At 43.7% G+C, this 23,909-nt stretch carries 25 protein-coding genes; 19 read left to right on the top strand and 6 right to left on the bottom strand.

The window, feature by feature from the left end; all coding sequences use genetic code 11:
* Positions 1-834 (bottom strand): ribonuclease E/G (locus tag R7E29_RS13745; protein WP_318082710.1); only part of this gene is annotated, 834 nt, incomplete at its 3' end.
* A 639-nt stretch (positions 835-1,473) separates the two neighbouring features.
* On the opposite strand from R7E29_RS13745, the gene rluC reads away from it, so the two are divergent.
* A complete protein-coding gene (rluC, locus tag R7E29_RS13740) occupies positions 1,474-2,418 on the top strand; it encodes a 23S rRNA pseudouridine(955/2504/2580) synthase RluC (RefSeq protein WP_054576337.1) in 945 nt (314 codons plus the stop codon).
* A 58-nt stretch (positions 2,419-2,476) separates the two neighbouring features.
* Here rluC and R7E29_RS13735 read toward each other — a convergent pair whose 3' ends face one another.
* Positions 2,477-3,058 (bottom strand): Maf family protein, encoded by a 582-nt coding sequence (locus tag R7E29_RS13735; RefSeq protein ID WP_005380845.1) that lies wholly within the window; start codon positions 3,056-3,058, stop codon positions 2,477-2,479.
* 149 nt (positions 3,059-3,207) lie between these two features.
* On the opposite strand from R7E29_RS13735, the gene yceD reads away from it, so the two are divergent.
* The 15 genes from yceD to R7E29_RS13660 all read left to right on the top strand — a co-directional run bounded on the left by yceD (position 3,208) and on the right by R7E29_RS13660 (position 16,356).
* A complete protein-coding gene (yceD, locus tag R7E29_RS13730; protein ID WP_005387307.1) occupies positions 3,208-3,732 on the top strand; it encodes a 23S rRNA accumulation protein YceD in 525 nt (174 codons plus the stop codon).
* Positions 3,733-3,791: 59 nt separating this feature from the next.
* The gene (rpmF, locus tag R7E29_RS13725) at positions 3,792-3,962 is read left to right on the top strand and encodes a 50S ribosomal protein L32 (RefSeq protein WP_005396978.1); all 171 of its coding nucleotides are present in this window, start codon (positions 3,792-3,794) and stop codon (positions 3,960-3,962) included.
* A 10-nt stretch (positions 3,963-3,972) separates the two neighbouring features.
* Positions 3,973-4,998 (top strand): phosphate acyltransferase PlsX, encoded by a 1,026-nt coding sequence (plsX, locus tag R7E29_RS13720; protein WP_017633846.1) that lies wholly within the window; start codon positions 3,973-3,975, stop codon positions 4,996-4,998.
* Positions 4,999-5,003: 5 nt separating this feature from the next.
* The gene (locus R7E29_RS13715) at positions 5,004-5,954 is read left to right on the top strand and encodes a beta-ketoacyl-ACP synthase III (RefSeq protein ID WP_017821385.1); all 951 of its coding nucleotides are present in this window, start codon (positions 5,004-5,006) and stop codon (positions 5,952-5,954) included.
* 75 nt (positions 5,955-6,029) lie between these two features.
* On the top strand, positions 6,030-6,953 hold the full coding sequence (gene fabD, locus R7E29_RS13710) for an ACP S-malonyltransferase (RefSeq protein WP_005387313.1): 924 nt from the start codon (positions 6,030-6,032) through the stop codon (positions 6,951-6,953).
* Positions 6,954-6,998: 45 nt separating this feature from the next.
* Positions 6,999-7,733: a 3-oxoacyl-ACP reductase FabG gene (gene fabG, locus R7E29_RS13705; protein WP_025767222.1), complete on the top strand. Its 735-nt coding sequence runs from the start codon at positions 6,999-7,001 to the stop codon at positions 7,731-7,733.
* 246 nt (positions 7,734-7,979) lie between these two features.
* Complete coding sequence (acpP, locus tag R7E29_RS13700) at positions 7,980-8,213, top strand: acyl carrier protein (protein WP_004406112.1); 234 nt, start codon at positions 7,980-7,982, stop codon at positions 8,211-8,213.
* A gap of 93 nt (positions 8,214-8,306) precedes the next feature.
* Positions 8,307-9,557, top strand: coding sequence for a beta-ketoacyl-ACP synthase II (gene fabF / locus R7E29_RS13695; protein ID WP_005372948.1), 1,251 nt, complete (start codon positions 8,307-8,309; stop codon positions 9,555-9,557).
* Positions 9,558-9,664: 107 nt separating this feature from the next.
* On the top strand, positions 9,665-10,480 hold the full coding sequence (pabC, locus tag R7E29_RS13690; protein ID WP_054576218.1) for an aminodeoxychorismate lyase: 816 nt from the start codon (positions 9,665-9,667) through the stop codon (positions 10,478-10,480).
* Positions 10,477-11,493 (top strand): endolytic transglycosylase MltG, encoded by a 1,017-nt coding sequence (gene mltG, locus R7E29_RS13685; protein ID WP_054576217.1) that lies wholly within the window; start codon positions 10,477-10,479, stop codon positions 11,491-11,493. The genes pabC and mltG overlap by 4 nt, the downstream gene beginning before the upstream one ends.
* The gene (gene tmk / locus R7E29_RS13680; protein WP_005387350.1) at positions 11,490-12,122 is read left to right on the top strand and encodes a dTMP kinase; all 633 of its coding nucleotides are present in this window, start codon (positions 11,490-11,492) and stop codon (positions 12,120-12,122) included. The genes mltG and tmk overlap by 4 nt, the downstream gene beginning before the upstream one ends.
* A gap of 24 nt (positions 12,123-12,146) precedes the next feature.
* Positions 12,147-13,109 (top strand): DNA polymerase III subunit delta', encoded by a 963-nt coding sequence (locus R7E29_RS13675; protein ID WP_017633842.1) that lies wholly within the window; start codon positions 12,147-12,149, stop codon positions 13,107-13,109.
* Complete coding sequence (locus tag R7E29_RS13670; protein ID WP_017633841.1) at positions 13,100-13,867, top strand: TatD family hydrolase; 768 nt, start codon at positions 13,100-13,102, stop codon at positions 13,865-13,867. The genes R7E29_RS13675 and R7E29_RS13670 overlap by 10 nt, the downstream gene beginning before the upstream one ends.
* 444 nt (positions 13,868-14,311) lie before the next feature.
* Entirely contained in the window at positions 14,312-15,742 is a 1,431-nt protein-coding gene (gene ptsG / locus R7E29_RS13665) for a PTS glucose transporter subunit IIBC (protein ID WP_005372959.1), read from the top strand.
* Between the two features lie 212 nt (positions 15,743-15,954).
* On the top strand, positions 15,955-16,356 hold the full coding sequence (locus R7E29_RS13660; protein WP_005372960.1) for a hypothetical protein: 402 nt from the start codon (positions 15,955-15,957) through the stop codon (positions 16,354-16,356).
* A gap of 69 nt (positions 16,357-16,425) precedes the next feature.
* Here the strand turns inward: R7E29_RS13660 and R7E29_RS13655 are convergent, their stop codons facing one another.
* The 3 genes from R7E29_RS13655 to R7E29_RS13645 form a co-directional block, all read right to left on the bottom strand.
* Positions 16,426-16,521: a MetS family NSS transporter small subunit gene (locus R7E29_RS13655; RefSeq protein WP_017633863.1), complete on the bottom strand. Its 96-nt coding sequence runs from the start codon at positions 16,519-16,521 to the stop codon at positions 16,426-16,428.
* Positions 16,518-17,984, bottom strand: a complete 1,467-nt coding sequence (locus R7E29_RS13650; RefSeq protein ID WP_005372966.1) for a sodium-dependent transporter — start codon at positions 17,982-17,984, stop codon at positions 16,518-16,520. Before R7E29_RS13650 ends, R7E29_RS13655 begins: the two co-directional genes overlap by 4 nt.
* A gap of 569 nt (positions 17,985-18,553) precedes the next feature.
* On the bottom strand, positions 18,554-19,144 hold the full coding sequence (locus tag R7E29_RS13645; protein ID WP_005372968.1) for an outer membrane protein: 591 nt from the start codon (positions 19,142-19,144) through the stop codon (positions 18,554-18,556).
* Positions 19,145-19,271: 127 nt separating this feature from the next.
* Here R7E29_RS13645 and R7E29_RS13640 point away from each other — a divergent pair, with 127 nt between their 5' ends.
* Positions 19,272-19,364, top strand: a complete 93-nt coding sequence (locus tag R7E29_RS13640) for a YnhF family membrane protein (protein ID WP_005372970.1) — start codon at positions 19,272-19,274, stop codon at positions 19,362-19,364.
* A gap of 44 nt (positions 19,365-19,408) precedes the next feature.
* On the top strand, positions 19,409-20,560 hold the full coding sequence (locus R7E29_RS13635; protein WP_005372971.1) for a patatin family protein: 1,152 nt from the start codon (positions 19,409-19,411) through the stop codon (positions 20,558-20,560).
* A 108-nt stretch (positions 20,561-20,668) separates the two neighbouring features.
* On the opposite strand, the gene pyk is transcribed toward R7E29_RS13635, so the two are convergent.
* Positions 20,669-22,111, bottom strand: a complete 1,443-nt coding sequence (gene pyk, locus R7E29_RS13630) for a pyruvate kinase (protein ID WP_005372972.1) — start codon at positions 22,109-22,111, stop codon at positions 20,669-20,671.
* A gap of 410 nt (positions 22,112-22,521) precedes the next feature.
* Here pyk and R7E29_RS13625 point away from each other — a divergent pair, with 410 nt between their 5' ends.
* On the top strand, positions 22,522-23,739 hold the full coding sequence (locus tag R7E29_RS13625) for an ROK family protein (RefSeq protein WP_005385828.1): 1,218 nt from the start codon (positions 22,522-22,524) through the stop codon (positions 23,737-23,739).
* The last annotated feature ends 170 nt before the right edge of the window (positions 23,740-23,909 follow it).

The following is a 23,909-nucleotide window of genomic DNA, read 5'->3' as shown; positions in this document are numbered from 1 at the left end:
GAAAGCCGATTCAATTTGGCTTTCGATTTGGTAGTGGCTGAATAGTGGAACTTCGCCTTCATATTTCTTAACGCGGTTAAGGAAATCAGGGCGCACCAATTGAATGTGCTCTTTTGCACGTTCGTAGATGGTGTTGCTATCAATTAAGATTTCGCCAATATCACGACGCAAATAGTCACGGATTGCACGAACGATAACGTTACTTTCTTGGTGGATTAAGAATGGAGCAGGGTTAGAGTCCGCTGCACCTTTGATTGCACCCCAGTGGTTAAGTAGTACATTCAAATCCCACTCAAGCTCTTCAGCACTCTTGCCAACGCCAGCAGTACGTACGATTAGGCCCATGCCCTGAGGCAGTTCCAAAGTACTTAATGCGGCTTTTAGTTGAGTACGCTCGTCACCTTCGATTCGACGAGAAATACCGCCAGCACGAGGGTTGTTAGGCATCAGAACAAGGTAACTACCAGCAAGAGAAATGAAAGTAGTAAGAGCTGCGCCCTTGCTTCCACGTTCTTCTTTTTCCACTTGAACGATAACTTCTTGGCCTTCCGTTAGCACTTCTTTGATGCTTGGACGACCTTGGTAGGTGTAACCTTCAGGGAAATATTCGCGGGCAATTTCTTTGAGAGGGAGGAAACCGTGACGCTCGGCGCCGTAATCAACAAATGCGGCTTCTAAGCTTGGTTCGATACGTGTGATACGTCCTTTGTAGATATTCGCTTTTTTAGATTCATGACCTGGACTCTCGATATCAAGATCGAAAAGTCGCTGGCCATCAACCAGAGCGACACGCAACTCTTCTTTTTGAGTTGCGTTAATTAACATTCTTTTCATTGAAAATTCTCGTTGTCTTTTCTTTTATATCTTTCTTGTCGACTTGCCACTGTTTTTTCGCTCTTTCACGGTGCCTGATCCCATGGCTTGTATTTTGCAGCCTCCCGGCTGGAAGGGGATGCTCTCGGGCACTTCAGTCATCACAAGCCTCTTGTGGTTTCTGTTGGAAACGTAGACTTGTGACCCGCTATTTGGGCGGTAGGTACTCAACGTGAATATGCGAGGAGTAGGGTGGCAAGAGTGTTGAATTCGATGTGTCTCACGCCAATGCTGCACTCGACCTTCAACGATCTACTCACATTGCTTGAGGATAAATGATTGGTAATGAATAAAATGTAACCAAACCTTCCTTAGCAGCTGTGAACTATAGCAGTGCGCGTGGCTATCAGCAATCTGCTTTCACGCAAACGATAGAAAATTTGCCGCTAAACTCAAAATTTCTATTTTATAACTGGCTGTTTCATAAGCAATTGAGATGTGCAAACTGTTCAAGACAGAAAACAAATTGAGAACTTGATTGAGAGTTTTAATAATTTAAACAAAAGCTTGGCGAAATTTAGACCAGTATGTGCCACCGAGAGTTTCTTTTACGACAAGAATAATGTGAAGTCGCACGAAATTGAGTTTACAATACCGCCCATGAACGAAATAAGAACAAAAGTCCAGTTCGTCGACATCGACGAAGATATGGCGGGTCAGCGCATTGATAATTTTTTGCGCAACCAATTAAAAGACATTCCTAAAAGCATGATTTATCGAATTGTGCGTAAGGGCGAAGTGCGCGTAAATAAAAAGCGTATAAAAGCAGAGTACAAGTTAAAAGCAGGCGATCTCGTTCGTATTCCACCGGTGACCGTCGAGAAAAAAGATGACGATGTCGCACCAAGTACGAAACTTAACAAAGTCGCTGAGTTGGAAAATATGATTATCTTCGAAGATGATCATATGTTGATTCTAAACAAACCATCTGGCACCGCTGTGCATGGTGGCAGTGGTTTAAAGTTTGGTGCGATTGAAGCGCTTAGGGCTCTGCGACCTCAAGCTCGCTTTCTTGAACTTGTGCATCGTATTGACCGTGATACTTCAGGGATTTTGCTGGTTGCTAAGAAGCGTTCTGCACTTCGTCACTTGCAAGCCCAGTTTCGTGAAAAGACAGTAAAGAAGTTTTACTTAGCTCTTGTCATGGGGCAATGGAAAAGTAGTTGTAAGGTTGTGAACGCGCCACTGCTCAAAAACGAAGTGAACAGTATTGTTCGTGTTAACCCTAATGGTAAGCAGTCAGAAACGCGTTTTAAGATTTTGGAAAAGTTCGAACAAGCTACATTGATTCAGGCGAGTCCGATTACTGGTCGAACTCACCAAATCCGAGTTCATACGCAATACACTGGTCACCCAATCGCTTGGGATGATCGCTACGGTGATCGCCGCTTTGATGCTTATACAGGTCAAGTTGGTTTAGATCGTTTGTTCCTACACGCGGCAAACATTAAGTTCCAACACCCATCAAATGATGAGTGGATGGAAATCAACGCACCGATGGAACCGAAACTAGAAAAAGTGTTGGCGGGTTTAAGAAACGCGTAACCATGTTTTCCTCGAGGATGCAAAAGGGAGCCTGTGGCTCCCTTTTATCGTATTTGGGTTAAAGGACATCGAGTCCTTGAACATGCAACATATCAATCAAATCAATCAATGGTAGTCCGACAAGTGTGTTCGGGTCTTTACCAACTAATTTCGTAAACAAGCAAATTCCCATGCCTTCGCTTTTAAAGCTGCCTGCGCAGTAAAAAGGTTCTTCCCTGTCGACGTAGCGTTCGATTTGTTCAAGCGTTAAATCTCTAAAGTGCACCTCGAAAGAATCAAAGCCGACTTCTGTATGGTTTGTGACGGTGTTATGTACCGCAAGACCAGTATAGAAAGTGATGACTTTTCCACTTTGAGCCAAAAGTTGATTTATCGCGTTATCTCTATTTAAAGGCTTGCCAACGATTTCACCATTAATGACACAAACTTGGTCACTGCCGATAACTAAACTTGCTTTATCCGTCTGGCAAGATATTGCTTTCTCTTGGGCCAGTCTCTGCACAAGTTCAGTTGGCGTTTCTTGGTCAAAAGGTGTTTCATCGCAATCAGGTGATAAACAAACGAATGGTAGTGAGAGCTTTTCAAGCAGTTGTTTACGAAAAGGGGAAGTTGAGGCTAAAACCAGTTGGTAATTTTTCATTTTGAATTACAATTCGTGGGAGCATTTCCAATAGGATAATCGATCAAAAATGATTCTGGCTAATGCTCTGTATGTTAAGCGCAAAAAAGTACAACTTTTTTGCCTTTTTCTTTGACTAATTTTGATTTGGAAGATAATATTCGCGCCCTATGCAAAAGGTAAAAATACCGCGAACGGTTGACCCAGCTAAAGCTGCACAGAAACGATTGGATTACGATGGCATCATCCAAGCTAGTCTTTTCAAGCGCTTAGTGGAAACAACTGAAGGCGTAAAACGCGACGCAGAAGTCTCATTGTCATTTGGGATGGATGAACAGCGACTCGTTGTTATCTCTGGTAAAGCTAACATCGAAGTCGATTTAGAGTGTCAGCGTTGTAATGAGGTATTCGCACATGAGTGCGAAGTTGAATTCCTTTCTACTCCTTACTACGGTGAGAAAACAGAACAGGAAGCACCAGAAATTTATGATTTGGTAGATCTAAATGAATATGGTGAATTAGACCTCATACAACTTGTTGAAGACGAGTTCATCTTAGCATTACCTCAAATTGCGATGCACGATGAAGCGGATTGTAGCGTTGATTCAAATAACATGGTTTTTGGTGAGATTCCTGAAGAAATTGAGGAAGAAAAACCGAATCCATTCGACGTTTTGAAAAGTCTGAAAAAGTAATAGGTGTGGTAGCCGATTCTTCTTCAGGTTTTTAACCCAATAGTATAGGAGTAGGGTCAATGGCCGTACAGAAAAACCGTAAAACTCGTTCTAAGCGCGGTATGCGTCGTTCACACGATGCGCTAACTACAGCTGCTCTATCTGTAGACGCGACTTCTGGTGAAACTCACCTACGCCACAACGTAACTGCTGAAGGTTACTACCGTGGTCAAAAGGTTATCAACAAGTAAGGTTGAACCTTTGCAAAGTATTACCGTTGCACTTGATGCAATGGGCGGGGATTTCGGTCCACGCGTAACAGTGCCTGCCGCCGTGCAGGCACTGTCTCATTTCCCAGAGCTAAAAGTGATTCTTATTGGTGATCAATCTCTGATCACGTCTCAATTATCTCAACTCGGTACCTCGACCAGTTCCCGCTTGACTATTCTTCACAGCGAGAAAGTTATCTCGAACTCAGAAAAACCTTCATTGGCGTTACGTAATAGCCAAAATAGTTCTATGCGTATGGCTATCGATTTGGTTTCTGAGCAGAAAGCGGATGCTTGTGTTAGTGGTGGCAACACCGGTGCATTAATGGCACTATCGCGTTTCATTCTTAAGTTACTTCCTGGCATTGAACGTCCTGCTTTAGTTTCCGCTTTACCGACGATTACCGGAAAGCGTACTTGGATGCTGGATCTGGGGGCGAATGTATCGTGCGATGCTGATAGCTTGTTCCAATTTGCTGTAATGGGCAGTGCATTAGCTGAAGAACACTTGGGTCGTCCTCCTCGCGTTGCTGTACTCAATATTGGCGCAGAAGAGATTAAAGGTAACGATTTAGTCAAACGTTGCGCAGAAATGCTTTCTCAGACCGATGCGATTAACTTTGTCGGTTATATTGAAGGTAATCAAATTTTGCATGATGTTGCGGACGTCATTGTTTGTGATGGATTTGTCGGCAACGTATGCTTAAAAGCCAGTGAGGGAACAGCTCAACTTTTTATCGAAAAAATTAAAACCAGCATAATGGCATCAACGATAAAGGGTTGGATAGCTAGAAAGTTGTTTTCTAGGCTGTTTAATGAACTAAAAACACTGAACCCCGACCAGTATAACGGCGCAAGTTTGCTAGGATTGCGCGGCATTGTCATAAAAAGCCATGGAAGTGCGGATGTATCTGCGATTGTCAATGCACTTGGCGAGGCAGTACACGAGGTCAAACGACAAGTACCAAGCCGTATTAGCGATCGTTTGGAAGCGGTTTTACTCGAGAGGCATTATTAGTCTTCATGTATAGCAAAATTTTAGGTACTGGCAGCTACCTGCCATCTCAGGTGCGTACAAACGCAGATCTAGAGAAAATGGTAGATACAAGTGATGAGTGGATCGTTGCTCGCACGGGTATTAAAGAGCGTCGAATTGCTGCAGAAAACGAAACTGTAGCAGACATGGCATTCTACGCAGCTGAAAACGCTATCGATATGGCGGGTATTGATAAAAACGATATCGACCTGATTATCGTAGCCACAACGAGCAGTAGCCATACTTTCCCTTCATCTGCGTGTCAGGTGCAGGCAAAGCTTGGCATTAAAGGTTGTCCAGCTTTTGACTTAGCCGCTGCTTGTTCTGGTTTTGTGTACGCATTATCTGTTGCAGACCAACATATCAAATCTGGTATGTGCAAAAACGTACTTGTGATTGGTTCAGATGCTTTGTCTAAAACGTGTGATCCGACAGACCGTTCAACCATTATCCTATTTGGTGATGGTGCCGGAGCCGTTGTCGTAGGCGCTAGCCAAGAGCCTGGCATTATCTCTACCCACATATACTCGGATGGTCAATTCGGAGAGCTTCTAAGCCTACCTGTACCTGTGCGGGGGCAAGATGCGGATAAATGGCTTCATATGGCTGGGAACGAAGTATTCAAAGTCGCTGTAACTCAGCTATCGAAACTAGTAAAAGATACGCTTGAAGCCAACAACATGCATAAGTCTGAACTAGACTGGCTAGTGCCGCACCAAGCGAACTACCGCATTATTTCAGCGACAGCGAAGAAACTTTCGATGTCACTAGACCAAGTCGTGATTACACTTGATAAACACGGCAACACATCAGCTGCGACGGTGCCAACAGCACTAGATGAAGCGGTACGTGATGGTCGTATTAAACGCGGTCAAACTCTGCTTCTTGAAGCGTTTGGCGGCGGATTCACTTGGGGCTCGGCCCTTGTGAAGTTCTAAGTTTCACAAGAATTCAAAATTTAAGGTGCACTTGGTGCATCTTATTTCTTTTTACTTTGCTTAAAGGAAAACAACATGAGCAAGTTTGCTATCGTATTTCCAGGTCAAGGTTCTCAAGCTGTAGGTATGCTTGCAGAACTAGGCGAACAATATGACGTAGTAAAACAAACATTTGCAGAAGCATCTGACGCACTAGGTTACGATCTATGGGCGCTTGTTCAAAATGGACCTGCAGAAGATTTAAACGAGACTTTCCGTACTCAACCAGCTTTGCTAGCTTCATCTGTTGCAATCTGGCGTGTATGGCAGGAACTTGGCTTAGAGCAACCAGCAAACCTAGCCGGTCACAGCCTAGGTGAGTACTCAGCACTTGTATGTGCGGGTGTTATCGACTTTAAAGAAGCCATCAAGCTGGTTGAATTACGTGGTCAACTTATGCAAGAAGCAGTACCAGCTGGTACTGGCGCAATGTACGCGATTATCGGTTTGGCTGATGATGCGATTGCAAAAGCGTGTGAAGACGCAGCGCAAGGCGAAGTGGTCTCTCCAGTAAACTTTAACTCGCCTGGTCAAGTCGTTATCGCTGGTAGCAAAGACGCAGTAGAGCGAGCTGGTGCGCTATGTAAAGAAGCTGGTGCGAAGCGTGCGCTTCCTCTTCCTGTTTCAGTACCTTCACACTGTGCACTTATGAAGCCAGCAGCGGAAAAGCTTGCTGTAGCTCTTGAGTCTATCGAATTTAACTCACCACAGCTGCCAGTTATCAACAACGTTGATGTGGTTGCTGAGACAGATCCTGCAAAAATCAAAGATGCGCTTGTTCGTCAGCTACATAGCCCAGTTCGTTGGACTGAAACAGTTGAACTGATGCACGAACAAGGCGTAGAAAATCTTCTTGAGCTTGGTCCTGGTAAAGTTTTAACAGGTCTAACAAAACGTATCGTGAAAACGCTAACTGCAGCAGCAGTGAATGATATCGCATCGCTAGACGCTGCGAAGTAATCCATCAAGCGATAAATTTGCGATAAGAAAAGGAAACACAACATGATGAATCTAGAAGGTAAGATCGCGCTAGTTACCGGCGCAAGCCGTGGTATTGGCCGCGCGATCGCGGAACTTCTTGTCGAGCGAGGTGCTACGGTTATCGGTACTGCTACTTCTGAAAGTGGTGCGGCTGCTATCAGCGAGTATCTTGGTGATAACGGTAAAGGCTTAGCGCTTAACGTGACTGATGTCGAGTCTATCGAAGCGACATTAAAAACGATCAACGAAGAATTTGGTGTGATCGATATTCTGGTGAATAACGCTGGTATTACTCGTGACAACCTATTGATGCGCATGAAAGATGATGAGTGGAACGACATCATCGATACCAACCTAACGCCTATCTACCGCATGTCTAAAGCGGTTTTACGCGGTATGATGAAAAAACGTGCGGGTCGTATCATCAACGTAGGCTCTGTTGTTGGTACCATGGGTAATGCTGGTCAAACTAACTACGCAGCAGCGAAAGCGGGCGTGATTGGTTTTACTAAATCAATGGCTCGTGAAGTTGCGTCTCGTGGTGTAACAGTGAACACTGTTGCTCCTGGTTTCATCGAAACTGACATGACTAAGGCGCTAAGTGATGACCAACGTGCGGCAACTTTGTCGAACGTGCCAGCAGGTCGTTTAGGTGACCCACGTGAAATTGCATCAGCAGTAGTTTTCCTTGCTTCTCCTGAAGCAGCGTACATTACTGGTGAAACTTTGCATGTAAATGGTGGCATGTACATGGTTTAATGCGACAGTTTATGCAAAATAAGCTATTTTACATTGTGAAAAATAGCCTATAGTTGCAGTTAACTGTCATGAACTTGTCATGCTTATGCGCAAGATTTGTGCATGATTTAAGTCAAAAATGTATTGAAATTCGGTTAAATTCGCTAATTTTGTGGTTTGACCAGCAAGGACCCCCTTGCAACTTTCAATAGTTCGAATAAACTACGGAATCATCGCATTAGGCGAAATCTGTAAAGGAAAAGAAAAATGAGCAACATCGAAGAACGCGTAAAGAAAATCATTGTTGAACAGCTAGGTGTAGACGAAGCAGAAGTTAAAAACGAAGCTTCTTTCGTTGATGATCTAGGTGCTGATTCTCTAGACACTGTAGAACTAGTTATGGCTCTAGAAGAGGAATTCGACACTGAGATTCCTGACGAAGAAGCTGAGAAGATCACTACTGTTCAAGCTGCAATCGACTACGTAAACAGCGCTCAGTAATTAGCTCTCCCAGGCGGTCTCCTAGACCGCCTGTGTTCTTTCTAACTTCTTCTATCCTCTCATAGAAATATTCAATTCCCGGAGAATTATATCGTGTCCAAGCGTCGTGTAGTTGTCACTGGCATGGGTATGTTGTCACCGGTAGGCAACACAGTAGAATCATCTTGGAAAGCCCTGCTAGAAGGTCAAAGTGGTATCGTAAATATCGAGCACTTTGATACTACGAACTTCTCAACTCGTTTTGCAGGTCTTGTTAAAGATTTCGATTGCACAGAGTACATGTCTAAAAAAGATGCTCGTAAGATGGACCTTTTCATCCAGTACGGCATTGCAGCGGGTATTCAAGCTCTTGATAACTCTGGCTTACAAATTACCGAAGAAAATGCGGCTCGAGTTGGTGTTGCTATCGGCTCAGGCATTGGCGGTCTTGACCTTATCGAAACTGGCCATACTGCATTAGTAGACAAAGGCCCTCGCAAAGTTAGCCCATTTTTTGTTCCTTCGACCATTGTAAACATGGTTGCAGGTAACCTATCTATCATGCGTGGTCTTCGTGGTCCAAATATCGCGATTTCTACCGCATGTACTACTGGCCTGCATAATATCGGCCATGCAGCACGTATGATTGCCTACGGCGATGCAGATGCGATGGTTGCTGGTGGTGCAGAAAAAGCTTCTACGCCTCTTGGCATGGCTGGCTTCGGTGCAGCTAAAGCACTATCTACTCGTAATGAAGAGCCTCAAAAAGCGTCTCGCCCATGGGATAAAGGCCGTGATGGTTTTGTGCTAGGTGATGGTGCTGGCATGATGGTGCTTGAAGAGTACGAACACGCAAAAGCACGTGGCGCGAAGATTTACGCAGAACTGGTTGGTTTTGGTATGTCTGGTGATGCTTACCACATGACATCTCCAAGCGAAGACGGCTCTGGTGGTGCACTTGCGATGGAAGCGGCGATGCGTGACGCTAACATCACAGGTACTCAAGTAGGTTATGTGAATGCTCACGGTACTTCTACTCCTGCTGGTGATGTTGCAGAAATCAAGGGCGTGAAACGTGCTCTTGGTGAAGAAGGTGCGAAGCAAGTTCTTGTGTCTTCAACTAAGTCTATGACGGGTCACCTATTAGGTGCTGCAGGCTCTGTTGAAGCAATTATCACGGTTATGTCTTTGGTTGACCAAATTGTTCCGCCAACCATTAACCTTGATGATCCAGAAGAAGGTCTAGACATCGACCTTGTGCCGCATACAGCGCGCAAAGTTGAAGGTATGGAGTACGCTATCTGTAACTCGTTTGGCTTTGGTGGTACAAACGGTTCTTTGATCTTCAAGAAGTTCGCTGAGTAACACTATCTAACCTAATTTAGATAAGCGAAACTTGTATTCTAACGGCTCGATGCTTAGCATTGAGCCGTTTTGTTTTATTTGTTGTCTGCTAATTTGAAGGTACGTGAATGTTTTGGGTAAATGGAGTTCCGCAAACGCATGTAGAGCTAGGCGATCGCTCATTCCAATACGGTGATGGAGGCTTTACCACCATCCTGACCCAAAATGGAGAGTTGGTTTACTGGCAAGAACATACTGAGCGCATGAGTGCTTGCCTTGACGCTTTGAAGATCTCTTCACCTGACTGGAAAGTTGTGCATGATTGGGCAAGCAAAGCGGTTTTATCTGACGCACGAGCGGGGGTGAAGATTCACGTTAGCCGCGGTATTGGCGGGCGAGGGTATAGCCCTAATGGGATTAAATGCCCTATCGTGACGATTTCCAATTTTGCGTTTCCTTCTCATTATTCATCTTGGCAAGAACAAGGTGTGGACTTGGGCGTTTGTAATACTCGTCTAGGGATTCAACCTTTACTTGCGGGACATAAGCACAACAACCGTTTAGAGCAGATTCTCGCCAAGGCTGAAATCGACAATACAGAGTTTGCAGATGCAATAACGTTAAATGTGCAAAACCATGTCATTGAAACTACAATGGCCAACCTTTTTTGGGTTAAAGGTAATAAAGTATTTACGCCGGAGCTGACCTTATCAGGCGTTACGGGCGTAATGCGTCGTAAGGTGCTTGAGTTACTTAAAGTAAGTCATATTGAAGTCATCGAGGGGCGTTTTATACTTCCAGATTTGCTGAGTGCTGACGAGGCTTTCATGTGTAACTCAATATTAGGTGTCGCACCTATTCGCAGCATAGTGACATCGAACTCTAAGACTATATTTCCGATAGGAAAATTGACTCAACGACTGCAAGGGAATTTAACTACGTGATTAAAAAACTGTTGGCTTTTGTTGTGCTGATCGCAGTGATAGGCGCAGCAGCTGTTTTTTATATAATTTCACAGGCTAAACAATACGTTGAAAAGCCTATTCTATTGGAACAACCTCAGCTGTTTACTGTAGAAAGTGGTACAAGCTTTCATCATGTCATGCGCGCCTTAGTTGAAGATGAGGTGATTGAAACATCGGAGTACATCCGTTTAATTCCTCACTTATATCCAGAATTGTTGCAAGTGCGAGCGGGTACTTACCAACTTGAGCCTGGTATGTCGCTTTCGCAAACATTGGAGCATCTGAATACTGGAAAAGAATACCAGTTTGCGATCACTTTTGTTGAAGGCAGCCGCTTTTCTGAATGGGTAGATCAACTAAAAAGTGCTCCTTATTTAAAGCATGATTTAACCGATCTTTCAGAAAAAGAAATGGCTGCGAAGCTCGGAATTGAGAGAGAAAAGCTAGAAGGGTTGTTTTTAGCAGAAACCTACCATTACACAGCGGGTGCGAGTGAAAGCCAGTTATTAAAACGAGCGCATCGAAAACTCAATAAAATACTGGATGCTAGCTGGGAAGCTCGTCAAGAAAAGCTGCCATTACAGGATAAATATGAAGCCTTGATTCTCGCGTCTATCATCGAGAAAGAGACGGCTATTGATTCTGAGCGTGAGCGCGTCGCTTCTGTGTTTATCAACCGATTGAACAAACGCATGCGGTTACAAACTGATCCGACAGTTATTTATGGTATGGGTGACGCCTACGATGGCAACATTCGTAAGAAAGATTTGCGTACGCCGACACCATATAACACCTATACCATCAATGGTTTGCCACCAACACCGATTGCGATGGCTGGTGAAGCTTCCATTGAAGCGGCTTTGAATCCAGAAAGCAGCAACTATTTATATTTTGTAGCAAGTGGAAAGGGCGGACATGTATTTTCGAAATCCCTTGCTGAGCACAACCGTGCTGTTCGTGCCTATTTAAGAGAACTAAGAAAGAAAAAATGATGAAAGCAAACTTTATTGTCGTTGAAGGCCTAGAAGGCGCGGGTAAAAGCACTGCGATTAAAACCGTTTTAGATACGCTAAAAGCGGCCGGTATTGAGGATATCGTAAATACCCGTGAGCCAGGAGGCACACCGCTAGCAGAAAAAATGCGCGCTCTGGTGAAAGAAGAGCACGAAGGCGAAGAACTTAAGGACATGACGGAGTTGCTTCTTCTGTACGCTGCACGTGTTCAGTTGGTTGAGAACGTGATCAAACCAGCTTTGGAAAACGGTCAGTGGGTGGTTGGTGACCGACACGATATGTCGTCGCAAGCTTATCAAGGTGGTGGCCGTCAGATTGACGCATCGTTAATGAAAAATCTCCGGGATACAACGCTTGGTGATTTTAAACCTGCTCTCACTCTCTATATGGATATTGACCCTCGTGTTGGGCTTGAGCGTGCGCGTGGGCGTGGTGAGTTAGATCGTATAGAGAAGATGGATATTAGTTTCTTCGAGCGTACACGTGAGCGTTATTTGGAGATTGCTCATGCCGATCCTTCCATCGTTATCATTAACGCAGAACAGACGATTGAAGGCGTGTCGCGTGATATTCGGGACGCTCTAAACGAGTGGCTAGCTCGTCAATAAGTGAAACGTAAATTTAGGTGACTCATGTTAAATGATTATCCATGGCTACAGCCAATATGGGATAACCTCAAAGTAGGGTTAGAGTCGGACAGAATACCAGGTGCGCTTTTATTACAAAGCGAGCAGGGCTTGGGCATCGAAAAACTTATCGAGTTTTTTAGCCAAGTACTTCTTTGCCAAAATTACGCGAGTGAAGCATGCGGTTTTTGTCATAGCTGCCAGCTAAATCAATCTCAAAACCACCCTGATTTACACTGGATCAAGCCAGAGAAAGAAGGAAAGGCGATAACGGTGGACCAAATTCGCGCTTGTAACCGTCTTGCTCAGGAATCATCTCAGCTTAATGGTTACCGCCTATTTGTAATAGAACCGGCGGACTCTATGAACGAGTCGGCATCGAATGCGCTGTTAAAGACGCTAGAAGAGCCTGGGGCAAAGTGCTTGTTTTTGCTCGTTACCCACAATCAGGAGCGTCTGCTCCCAACGATTCGTAGCCGTTGCCAACACTGGGTTGTTGCGCCTCCGTCAGCGGAACAAGCGATGCAATGGATGCACGAACAAGGGGCGAAGCAAGTTCCTGCTTATGCCTTAAAACTGAATATGGGCTCTCCAATAAAAACATTGGATGCGTTAAATAATGGTGAGCTCGAAGCTTACTTGGCTTTTGAACGCAGTTTTATTAAGGCAATGTCTTCGCCTGTTTCAGACGTTTCTGAGTGTGCTTCTTTAATCGCTAAACACTCAGAGCAATCACTAGACTGGGCATGGTATTTACTGACAGATGCTCAGAAAGCGCAGTTTGGTGTATCAGAAGCTCAAATGCTTCCGGGCGCGACAAAGTTTCAATCGGACAACTATAACGGTTTGTACTCATCAGCGAAGGCGCTGATGAACCTGAAAGCTCAGGTGCAAGCCTTTCCTGGCCTGAACCTTGAGCTACTATCAATGAATTGGTTAATTGAATCACGAGAGGCATTATGTTCGTAGATTCTCATTGTCATTTAGACAAATTGAATTACGACGATCTCCACATCAATGTGGAAGACGTTATTAACAAAGCTAAACAAGCAAACGTAACTGAACTACTTTCTGTTGGAGTAACGCTGGATTCTTTCCCGAAAATGATGGAAATGATCGAGCCTTATGACAATGTTTATGCTTCGTGCGGTGTGCACCCACTTGATGTTGAAAGCGACTTTTCGATGGACGTATTGCGCCACCATGCGTCGAATGCAAAAGTCGTCGCTATTGGCGAAACGGGTTTAGATTATCATTACAAGCCCGAAACGGCCGCGTTACAGAAAGAGCGCTTTGAGCAACACGTTGATCTTGCAGTGGAGCTCAACAAACCTTTAATTATCCATACCAGAAACGCACGTGCGGATACTCTAGATATTTTGCGTAAGGGTGGGGCAGAGAAATGTGGTGGTGTTATCCACTGTTTTACAGAAGATCTTCCATTTGCTGAAGCTGCACTGGAGCTGGGGTTTTATATTTCTATCTCGGGGATTGTTACTTTCCGTCAAGCTACAGAGCTAAAAGAAGTGGTGAAGACTCTACCTTTAGAGAAGCTTCTTATTGAGACAGATTCTCCTTACTTGGCTCCTGTCCCTCATCGTGGCAAAGAGAATCAACCCGCTTATGTTGTCGAAGTCGCTTCTTATATTGCGCAACTCAAATCGTGCTCTCTTTCTGAAGTGGCACAAAAAACCACCGAAAACTTCCGAGATCTTTTTTTGCGATGAAAAAATAATAAGAGCATAAAAAAGGAGCTTAGGCTCCTTTTTTGTTGATAAAAACAACAGATACGCTCACGAGTTTAATGTTTACTAAAAATGTTGATTTAATAACATTCAAAAATCACAAATGTAATTTTGTTACTAAAAATAACATTGAGGCGTATTTTATTTACGCCTTAAAATTAATTATATAAATAATTAATTCTTTATAAAACAGTAATATAAGTGCAATGCAAACCTTTTCATCGGCTGTTTTTGGGTGTGATCCAAGACTTGTTTTGAAACTAAATTTCGTAACTGTGTGGAAAGTTTGAGGGTCATCAATATATATTTAGAGCCGGAAAATATAATGCAGTTGTGGTTACATTTTCATTGGGTGCTAACCTTTAGGCTACGGGGGTGTGCCGTTAGTGCCCAAATAATACTTATAAATTTATCAGGAGCATAAACATGTTTAAGAACCTTTTTGCTAACCTGCAAAAAGTTGGTAAGGCTCTGATGCTTCCAGTATCAGTTTTACCAGTTGCAGGTATTTTATTAGGTGTGGGTGCTGCCCATCTAAGCTTTATTCCAGAGATCGTTTCTAATCTTATGGAACAAGCTGGTGGTTCAGTATTCGGCCAAATGGCACTTCTATTTGCAGTAGGTGTAGCTCTAGGCTTCACTAACAACGACGGTGTTGCAGGTCTTGCAGCTATCGTTGGTTACGGCATCATGACGGCAACGCTAGGTGTAATGGCGGGCGTTATGGGTGTTGAGAAAATCGATACAGGTGTACTAGGTGGTATCCTTGTCGGTGGTGTGGCTGCTTGGGCATTCAACCGTTTCTTCAAAATCCAACTTCCAGAGTACCTTGGCTTCTTCGCTGGTAAGCGCGCAGTGCCAATCATCACTGGTTTTGCTGCGATCATCCTAGGTGTTATCCTTTCTGTTATCTGGCCACCAATTGGCGGTGCAATTTCTGCATTCTCTGATTGGGCTGCACACCAAAACCCACAGCTAGCATTCGGTATCTACGGTGTTGTTGAGCGTTCTCTAATCCCATTCGGTCTACACCACGTATGGAACGTACCGTTCTTCTTCGAAGCAGGTTCTTGTGTTAACGCTGCCGGTGAAGCTCAAAATGGTGTACTAACTTGTTACCTAGTTGCTGATGAAGCATCTCGTGCTGCTGGTAATGGCTTCGGTCAGCTAGCGGGTGGTTACATGTTCAAGATGTTCGGTCTACCAGCTGCAGCAATCGCAATTGCTCATTGTGCTAAACCAGAAAACCGTGCAAAAGTAATGGGTATCATGGCGTCAGCTGCACTGACTTCATTCCTAACTGGTATTACTGAGCCAATCGAATTCTCATTCCTATTCGTTGCTCCACTACTATACGGTATCCACGCTCTACTAGCTGGTTCTGCATACATCGTTTCGAACACTCTAGGCTTTGTACACGGTACTTCTTTCTCTCACGGTCTGATCGACTTCCTAGTTCTATCTGGTAACGCTCAGAAGATGGTGCTAATGATTGCCGTTGGTCTAGTTTACGCAGTAATTTACTACGTAGTGTTCCGTGGTGTAATCACAGCGCTTGACCTAAAAACACCTGGCCGTGAAGATGAAACGGAAAGTGCAGCTGTAACTTCTGGCTCTGATATGGGCGGTGAACTGGTTGCAGCGTTTGGCGGTAAAGCTAACATTACTGGTCTAGATGCATGTATCACACGTCTACGTGTAGCAGTTGCAGATACAGCAGCTGTTGACCAAGACAAGCTAAAACAACTAGGCGCTGCTGGTGTTGTAGTTGTAGCTGGTGGTGTACAGGCTATCTTCGGTACTAAGTCTGATAACCTAAAAACTGAAATGGATGAGTGGATTCGTAACCACGGTTAATCGCAGTCATTCATAGTAATGCATAAAAGGAGGCTTCGGCCTCCTTTTTTAGTTCCTATTTTATTAACTGACAGTTCCTTTTTAGTGTGATCCTAAACTCATCTTTACTTTTGTCAGCTTTTTCATACATCGAGCTTACCCATCGTTGACATATTGATATGCCATTATGTTTGAATAGCGAATAATGTTTTTTTGAATAATTGATAACGTGTATGAAGAACAAATTCATTTTAGTTTTGGGACTAGTTTCTAGTACGGCAATGGCGGCAAGCGAACCAACGGATCTATCAGTTGGTATGGCTGTCGATCAACAATTAAGTGTTGTTGTAGAGTTAGATAACAAATATCGTGGCATTATCGGAAACGATGGTATGGCGTTTGATTACATCGCTAAGCGTGGAACATTCGATCAAAACATGCCTGTGACTTGGTATGTCGGCGTTGGTGGCTGGTATGAATGGGATGACGAGTTTGGTGTGAGAGTACCACTTGGTGTGAACTGGGATTTATCACGCGGCTGGGACCTTTATGGCCAAATACACCCAGAGCTAGATCTTTACAAAGGTGCTGACTTGCAACTTGGCGGCGCCGTTGGCATCAAGTACAGTTTCTAGAATTGAACTAATGTATGTATAAAAAAACGCCGGTAACTACCGGCGTTTTTTTGTATGGAACTTAACGTTCTATTGTTTATTCATGGCTCGCTTAATGCAAACGGCAGCGCCGCCCCAAGTGATACCTAAACCAATAACCATCATAATAATTGCGCTGATTGTCATTTTGCTGTCTCCTTGCGGTTCACTGCGTTGATCACTAGACCAAAGATAAAGAGTGCGGCGATAAGTGCCCAGCCTAAAGTTAGATCATAGCCACCGTAGCCTTCAGTAATTAGGGCGTATAGCTTGGTCGCTAAGATAATGGCGAGCATGATTGGTGTAACGAAGCGTAAGCAGATCTCGAACCATTGACCAACAGAGAAATCAGAGCGCTCGTTAACGTAATTACGTACTTCTGGCACGCGCTTCAATAGCCACGCCATCAAGACAATCTCAACCAGACCACCAACCATGATGCCAACGTTGTTTGCAAAGTGGTCTACTAGGTCGAGTAGCAGCAGACCGCCATTGGTAGCAAACGCCATAGAGACAACGAAGCCAATACCAATCACAACATTTGCAGCTTTTTTACGGCTCCACTTCAGCTTGTCGATAATGGCTGAAGTTACGGCTTCCATAATTGAAATATGCGAACTTAGACCAGCAACCACCAGTGCAAAGAAGAACAGTGGACCAAGAATATATGGGGCAGGTAGTAGGTTAATTGCCGCAGGTAAAGTAACAAAAGCCAAGCCAACGCCTGCAGATACCACCTCTGTTAACGGCTTACCTTGCTCTTGAGCCATGTAACCCAATACTGAGAAGATCATGATGCCGGCTAGGATCGAGAAGCCACAGTTGATCAACACGGTCATAAACGCGTTATTCGTTATGTCTGACTTTTCTGGTAGGTAGCTAGAGTAAGCTAGCATGATGGCGAAGCCGATACTTAGCGTAAAGAAGATCTGACCATATGCCGCTGCCCATACTTTCACATCCCAAATTTTGCTGAAATCGGGTTCGAACATGTAGTTCACGCCATCTAGAGCTCCTGGCAAGAAAATCATACGTCCGATTAAGAAAATCACCATCAAGAATAGGATTGGCATCATAATTTTAGATGCTCGTTCAATTCCTGATTTCACGCCTTTGGCAATGGCGGTGTAAGTAATTGCCCAAGCAATTACCATGGATAAAGCAATCTTCCATTGAATACTGCCTAAGTCTGTTGGTGAGTTGTCACCTAGCTTTAGGTATTCACTAAAGAAAAATGCGTTGGTATCGGTTCCCCAACCTTGAGTGAACGACAACCCAAAGTAAGAAATCGACCAACCGATAACAGCCACATAGTAAACGGCAATAACTGCAGCCACACCAACTTGGAACCAGCCAAGCCATTCAAATTTAGAATGAATTTTCGCAAGTGTTTTTGGTGCCGAGCCTCGGTATTTTTGTCCCATACTGAACTCAAGGATCATAAATGGAATACCGGCAGTGATCATGGCAAAAATGTAAGGAATAAAAAACGCGCCGCCACCGTTTTCATAGGCCATGTATGGGAAACGCCAAATGTTTCCCAAACCGATAGCAGACCCAACTGCTGCTAAGATGAATCCCGCCCGGGATCCCCATTGTTCTCGCTTCATATTTGACTCCTATAAGACTCCCTGAGGAATGAAGCTCTCTACGTAACACAGTAATAATTGCGCAAATAGTTGGAAGAAAGGACCGCTGTTATCCATCAGCTTTTCTATCCTTAATTCTAACTTCTTATAATTTTATAGAGCTATATTCTGGCTACTGTAAGAGAAAGTAGATTATTAATCTTAAAATTTTGATGTGTGTTTGATAAAACTGAAATATTTATCTGTTTTCACTGATCAGACTAACTTCTAATAATACTTAGCGCAATAGAATCTAAATGTTAATTCAGATGCGTTGTCTGGTTTTAATCTTGTTAAATTTGAGTTTGATTGTGGTTTTATGTGGGTGTGTGGTTGTTTGTCTGGAATAAATGACTGGGATCTAATAATTGCTTTGGTGTTTAAGACTATTTTGATTAATTAGGGCGTACGGCTATCTTTTGTGCACCTATCTAGATGATGCTTCGTTACTTTGCCAAACAATGGTGTTTAGACGATATCCTTTATCGGCTCTGTGCAGGACTCGTTCAGCGTTCTTTGTGACGAGTCCTATAAAGGAACATGCATAAAAATTAGAAGCGGAAACTAAAACCGACATTTGATTGGAATTGGTTCATCCAATCAGTATCGAACTTAATGATACAGTTTGAGCCGTCATTAGGTAGAGTACAGGCGCCAGATGTATCGTTATCAACGACCGTTCCTAACCATCTCAGTTGGGCTGTTAATGCAAAGTTCTTTGAAAATTCATATTCCAGCCCTGCAAAAGCGCTAGCCGAAAATCCGTATTTTTTGTCTACCCAATCCACATCGGCGTAAGAAGCGCCCAAACCTACACCGATATAGGTTTGCCATTTTTCTGCGACAGGATAGTACATGCTGCTTTGGAAGTGCAGATAATGGATATCTGCCGAGTTGGACAGCTTTTCAAGTTCCGTCGATTGATTGGAGTAAAACAATCCGATCCTTCCTTTTTCTAAGGGAGTCTCGACTGAAAGAGCGTAATTCACTGCGGGGTCGAGATCGTATGTATTACCACTTTCATCCTCTACTTGGCCGCCTCCTGTATAGCCTATGTATGGTGTAACGATGATATTCGCTTGTGCATTGATAGCAGTACTCATCATCATGATTCCTACTAGCCAGCTGAGTTTTTGGTTCATGCCCTATCTCCTTATTATGACTAAGCTAATTGTGATGGGTTAGTCAAAATTGCGCGACTAAATTAAGCAAATCTTGAACATATTTCACACCGGTGTTATTAATTTGTTACATATTAAGGAGGTGTTTATGGAACACGATCTAAAATCCGCATTAATCATTGTGGTGACTGTTTTTGCAGTGCTTTTGTCATTTGGCATCATTGCTATTACAACAGCTTAAGATAACCACTTTTACCAAACGTTTTAACAAAATGGCGTGAGCCTATGATACGTAACAGCGGTATAATCACAGAAAGCCATGCAGAGCTTGATGTAAAAGTTTATGAGCACTTTAGGCATGGTAAAACTGCTTTAGTCACGCAAGGTGGAGGGCAGAGAGGGATTTTTACCGCTGGCGTTTTAGACGCCTTTTTACTTTCCAACTTCGATCCTTTCGATGAATTCTATGGCACCTCTGCCGGAGCACTTAACTTATGTTCTTACTTGTGTCGTCAACATGGCATGGGCAAAGCTTTTATTACCGAGCTGACAACGTCTCCTGAATTTTTTAATCTGTTTCGCTATATCCGAAAGCAGCAGTACTTAGGTTTAGAGTGGGCATTAGAACGGATTCAAGATTTCCCATACAAGCTTGACCTTGATTTAGGTCGCAGTGCATTGGGAAAACGAGGAGCGTTTGCTGCGGTAACGAATATAGAGACGCTATCAGATCAATATCTACCAATCTTGGATGACTCGTGGTTTAACACTATGCTAGCGACATGTGCGATTCCCAAGTTGTACCACGGACCTGTCGACGTAAATGGCAATAAGTTTGTTGATGGCGGCGTGTCTGCCTCTATCCCTGTACAAGAAGCGTGGCGTCAGAATGCTCGCAACATTATTGTCATTCGCACAGAGCCGTTTTCAGAGATTGAAGCGAGAGCCCAAAGTGAAGTGGGGGATGTGCCTGTCGAATGGTATCGGGAGTCTATCAACTCAGTACAGCAATCATGGCAGCAAAAAGTGAATCAGTGGAAGCTGGATTGGGCGTCGTTCTTCCAACAAAAAATTAATGCAGCACATCAATCGAAGCTTGCAGGGAAAATGCTGTTAAATGGAGGTCGTTGGTTGTTCGGTGCCGATAACTTGTATCGTTTAAGTCATCTGATTGGTGAGAATTTTGATTCAGGTTTAGCCGACATGCTGATGATTCATTATCAAACATTTGAGCTCACTCAGGCCTTTATATCTGCTCCACCTGACGACACTTTTATTTTACAAGTTGCGCCTAAAGAGGGACTTCGTTCTTCTTCTTTGTTAAGTGACCAAGAGTCACTAGAGCATGACTATCAACTTGGGCTTCAAGCTGGGTTTAACCTAGTTCAACTCTATGACCAGCTGGATGTTGAAATTGATGGTAGAGAGAGTGCATAAACCTTCTTACGTTCACGATGTGCACAATATACAAAGCATATAAATAAGGCTCCATCTTCGGAGCCTTATTTGCGGGTTCTTGTGGTTAACTCCGGTTAGGTATAACTACTACGCTTGTAGAATGCGCATGCAGTTGGTTGAGCCAACAACATCCATTACATCGCCTTGAGTAATAATGACTAAATCACCTTTGTGCAAGAACCCTTGCTCTTTAAGGCTAGTAATCGCTGCTTGAGCCGTTGGTAAACCCGCATCACTTTTTGACTCGAAATATACAGGTGTCACGCCTCGGTATAATGCTGCTCGATTTAGTGTCGATTCATTCCGTGATAAGGCAAATATTGGCAAGCCAGAGCTTAAGCGAGACATCATCAACGCAGTCCTGCCGGACTCAGTTAACGAGATCATCGCTTTAATTCCTTCCATGTGATTCGCAGAGTACATGGTTGCCATTGCGATGGTTTCTTCAGCGGTTTCGAAGGTTCTATCTAAGCGATAGGTTGATAGACTTGCCTCCGACATTTTTTCAGCCCCCACACATACTTCGGCCATGGATTTGACCGTTTCTACAGGATATTTACCTGCAGCGGTCTCTCCAGAAAGCATCACCGCGTCAGTGCCGTCTAGAACCGCATTGGCCACATCCATCACTTCAGCACGCGTTGGCATTGGGCTAGTAATCATGGACTCCATCATTTGTGTCGCAGTAATCACGATACGGTTTAAACTGCGTGCGCGGCGAATCAGTTTTTTCTGGACACCTATGAGCTCAGGGTCACCGATTTCTACACCAAGGTCACCACGTGCAACCATCACTACATCGGATGCGAGAATAATGTCGTCAATAGACTCATTGGTCGCGACGGTTTCTGCTCGTTCGACTTTAGCCACTAACATGGCTTCAAGGCCTGCATCTCTGGCTAAGCGTCGAGCGTAATGCATGTCTTCGCCGTTACGCGGGAATGAAATAGCAAGGTAGTCCACTTGAATTGCTGCGGCGGTAAGAATATCAGCTTTATCTTTCTCTGTGAGCGCATCTGCTGACAATCCGCCGCCTTTTTTGTTTATCCCTTTATTGTTGGACAATGGACCACCGACAATCACACGGGTATGAACTTTATTACCCTCTACTTTAGTAACTTGCAGCTGAACGCGTCCATCATCGAGTAATAAAATGTCATTTGGTGAAACATCTTGCGGTAGTTCTTTATAATCTAACCCTACAGATTCTTGATTGCCTTCACCTTTTGGTAAATCACTATCTAATGTGAATTTATCGCCCACATTCAAAATGACTTGGCCGTCTTTAAACGTTGATACACGGATTTTAGGGCCTTGTAAGTCACCAAGAATTGCAACCTGACGCCCAAGTCTTGCTGCAATGGTACGGACTTTGTTCGCACGTTGAATGTGGTCTTCACTGGTTCCATGTGAAAAATTCATACGGACAACGTTTGCACCGGCTTTGATGATCTCCTCAAGTATATTGTCCTTATCCGTTGAAGGACCCAGCGTAGTGACAATTTTTGTTCGTCTTAATTTGGAAGTCATAGATTCTCCGATGAATGTGTGTGTAAAGGTAACTTGAACTCTATCCTTACTTTACGCAATCGCTCTCAAGGTTAGCCTCGTTGCTGAGCCCACACCTTAAAGCTACTTGGATATAAGTATATGCACATAATGTTTACATTAAGAGTAACCCCGGTAAAACAGACAGATATTCGACAGGCAATGGCCTTATTGATAAAAATGCGCTGCTTTAAAGGCACTACTTCATAATTTAGTGAATAAAAATAAGTTATTTTTCAAACAATTTAACAGGAGTAGATTCTTCGTTATTTGATTGAATACACAAACAAACAGGTTTATACGTGATGCTTGTCACGGGGATTTATTAATTCACTTCACAATTAGTTCGCAAAGTAAAAAAATTGTCCCGTTATAGAATTTCGGAGTGCAAGATGTACATGGCTCAACCGGGCCATATTGATCATATCAAACAGGTCAATGCTGGTCGTGTATATAAACTAATTGACCTAAAAGGTCCTATTTCTCGAATTGATTTGTCCAAGCAGAGTGAGCTTGCTCCTGCTAGTATCACCAAAATCACTCGAGAATTAATTGAAGCGCACTTGATTCATGAAACGACAGTACAAGAAGCGACGAGTCGTGGTCGACCTGCTGTCGGTTTGCAGGTCAATAATGAAGGCTGGCAATTTTTGTCAATGCGTTTGGGGCGAGGTTATTTAACCATTGCTTTGCATGAGTTAGGCGGTGATGTACTGATCGATACTAAAATCGAGATACACGAGCTTGATCAAGACGATGTGCTTGAGCGCCTGCTTTACGAAATTGATGAATTCTTTCAGACTTACGCGGATCAACTTGATCGGGTTACCAGTATTGCCCTTACGCTGCCTGGTCTCGTGAACTCAGAGCAAGGTGTCGTTTTGCAGATGCCTCATTACAATGTCGAAAATCTTGCTCTTGGACCAGAGATATACAAAGCAACAGGCTTGCCAGTTTTCATTGCCAATGACACGCGAGCTTGGGCATTAGCAGAAAAGCTTTTTGGTCATTCTCAAGATAATGACAACTCCGTTCTTATCTCTATCCACCACGGTTTAGGTGCGGGCATCATTCTGGATGGGCGCGTTTTGCAAGGCCGTCACGGTAACATTGGTGAACTCGGGCATATTCAAATTGACCCAAATGGAAAACGTTGTCATTGCGGCAATATTGGCTGTTTGGAAACCGTTGCCAGTTCTCAAGCAATTCGTGAAGAAGTCGTAAGACGAATCGCTGATGGCGAAGACTCTATTCTTGCTAAACAAGAAGAAATGAGTATTGAGAGCATTTGTGAAGCCGCTGCAAACGGTGATCCTTTGGCCGTCGATGTGATTGAAAAACTTGGACGCTACTTAGGCTCTGCAATTGCTATTGTGATCAACTTATTTAACCCTGAGAAAATCTTGATCGGTGGTGTGATTAACCAAGCAAAAGATGTGCTTTATCCTGCGGTTCGTCGCTGTATCGAAGAGCAGAGTTTACCTGTTTATCACCAAGATCTTGAGCTGGTGGAGTCTCGTTTCTATAAGCAAGCCACAATGCCTGGTGCCGCGTTGATTAAGCAAGCGTTGTACGATGGTCAACTATTGATGAAGGTTGTGGAAGGTTAAGTACTTTTTAACATGATGATGTGCCTGGCTGTTGAGACTGCATTTGTAGGTGATTTAGGGTGAGACTTAACGGCTCACCCTTTTTGATCGCCTATTACTAGAAAGGGAATTTGAGTTATGTTGCATTGCTATATCTGCGCCATTCATGTAATTTCCTAAAAAGCTCAAGT

This window comes from Vibrio sp. Vb1729, from assembly GCF_033338655.1.
Lineage (GTDB): Bacteria > Pseudomonadota > Gammaproteobacteria > Enterobacterales > Vibrionaceae > Vibrio > Vibrio alginolyticus.
The sequence above is the reverse complement of the archived record's forward strand: the minus strand, read 5'-3'. Positions and strand labels throughout refer to the sequence as shown.

Bases quoted from the DNA above. Each gene is read 5' to 3' on its own strand.
- pyk (WP_005372972.1), bottom strand. From the start codon at position 22,111: ATGACTTCCAAATTAAGACGAACAAAAATTGTCACTACGCTGGGTCCT.
- R7E29_RS13635 (WP_005372971.1), top strand. From the start codon at position 19,409: ATGATACGTAACAGCGGTATAATCACAGAAAGCCATGCAGAGCTTGAT.
- ptsG (WP_005372959.1), top strand. From the start codon at position 14,312: ATGTTTAAGAACCTTTTTGCTAACCTGCAAAAAGTTGGTAAGGCTCTG.
- fabG (WP_025767222.1), top strand. From the start codon at position 6,999: ATGAATCTAGAAGGTAAGATCGCGCTAGTTACCGGCGCAAGCCGTGGT.
- fabD (WP_005387313.1), top strand. From the start codon at position 6,030: ATGAGCAAGTTTGCTATCGTATTTCCAGGTCAAGGTTCTCAAGCTGTA.
- R7E29_RS13655 (WP_017633863.1), bottom strand. From the start codon at position 16,521: ATGACAATCAGCGCAATTATTATGATGGTTATTGGTTTAGGTATCACT.
- R7E29_RS13660 (WP_005372960.1), top strand. From the start codon at position 15,955: ATGAAGAACAAATTCATTTTAGTTTTGGGACTAGTTTCTAGTACGGCA.
- R7E29_RS13715 (WP_017821385.1), top strand. From the start codon at position 5,004: ATGTATAGCAAAATTTTAGGTACTGGCAGCTACCTGCCATCTCAGGTG.
- R7E29_RS13640 (WP_005372970.1), top strand. From the start codon at position 19,272: ATGGAACACGATCTAAAATCCGCATTAATCATTGTGGTGACTGTTTTT.
- acpP (WP_004406112.1), top strand. From the start codon at position 7,980: ATGAGCAACATCGAAGAACGCGTAAAGAAAATCATTGTTGAACAGCTA.
- rluC (WP_054576337.1), top strand. From the start codon at position 1,474: ATGAACGAAATAAGAACAAAAGTCCAGTTCGTCGACATCGACGAAGAT.
- rpmF (WP_005396978.1), top strand. From the start codon at position 3,792: ATGGCCGTACAGAAAAACCGTAAAACTCGTTCTAAGCGCGGTATGCGT.
- yceD (WP_005387307.1), top strand. From the start codon at position 3,208: ATGCAAAAGGTAAAAATACCGCGAACGGTTGACCCAGCTAAAGCTGCA.
- R7E29_RS13625 (WP_005385828.1), top strand. From the start codon at position 22,522: ATGTACATGGCTCAACCGGGCCATATTGATCATATCAAACAGGTCAAT.
- tmk (WP_005387350.1), top strand. From the start codon at position 11,490: ATGATGAAAGCAAACTTTATTGTCGTTGAAGGCCTAGAAGGCGCGGGT.
- R7E29_RS13675 (WP_017633842.1), top strand. From the start codon at position 12,147: ATGTTAAATGATTATCCATGGCTACAGCCAATATGGGATAACCTCAAA.
- R7E29_RS13735 (WP_005380845.1), bottom strand. From the start codon at position 3,058: ATGAAAAATTACCAACTGGTTTTAGCCTCAACTTCCCCTTTTCGTAAA.
- R7E29_RS13650 (WP_005372966.1), bottom strand. From the start codon at position 17,984: ATGAAGCGAGAACAATGGGGATCCCGGGCGGGATTCATCTTAGCAGCA.
- R7E29_RS13645 (WP_005372968.1), bottom strand. From the start codon at position 19,144: ATGAACCAAAAACTCAGCTGGCTAGTAGGAATCATGATGATGAGTACT.
- pabC (WP_054576218.1), top strand. From the start codon at position 9,665: ATGTTTTGGGTAAATGGAGTTCCGCAAACGCATGTAGAGCTAGGCGAT.
- R7E29_RS13670 (WP_017633841.1), top strand. From the start codon at position 13,100: ATGTTCGTAGATTCTCATTGTCATTTAGACAAATTGAATTACGACGAT.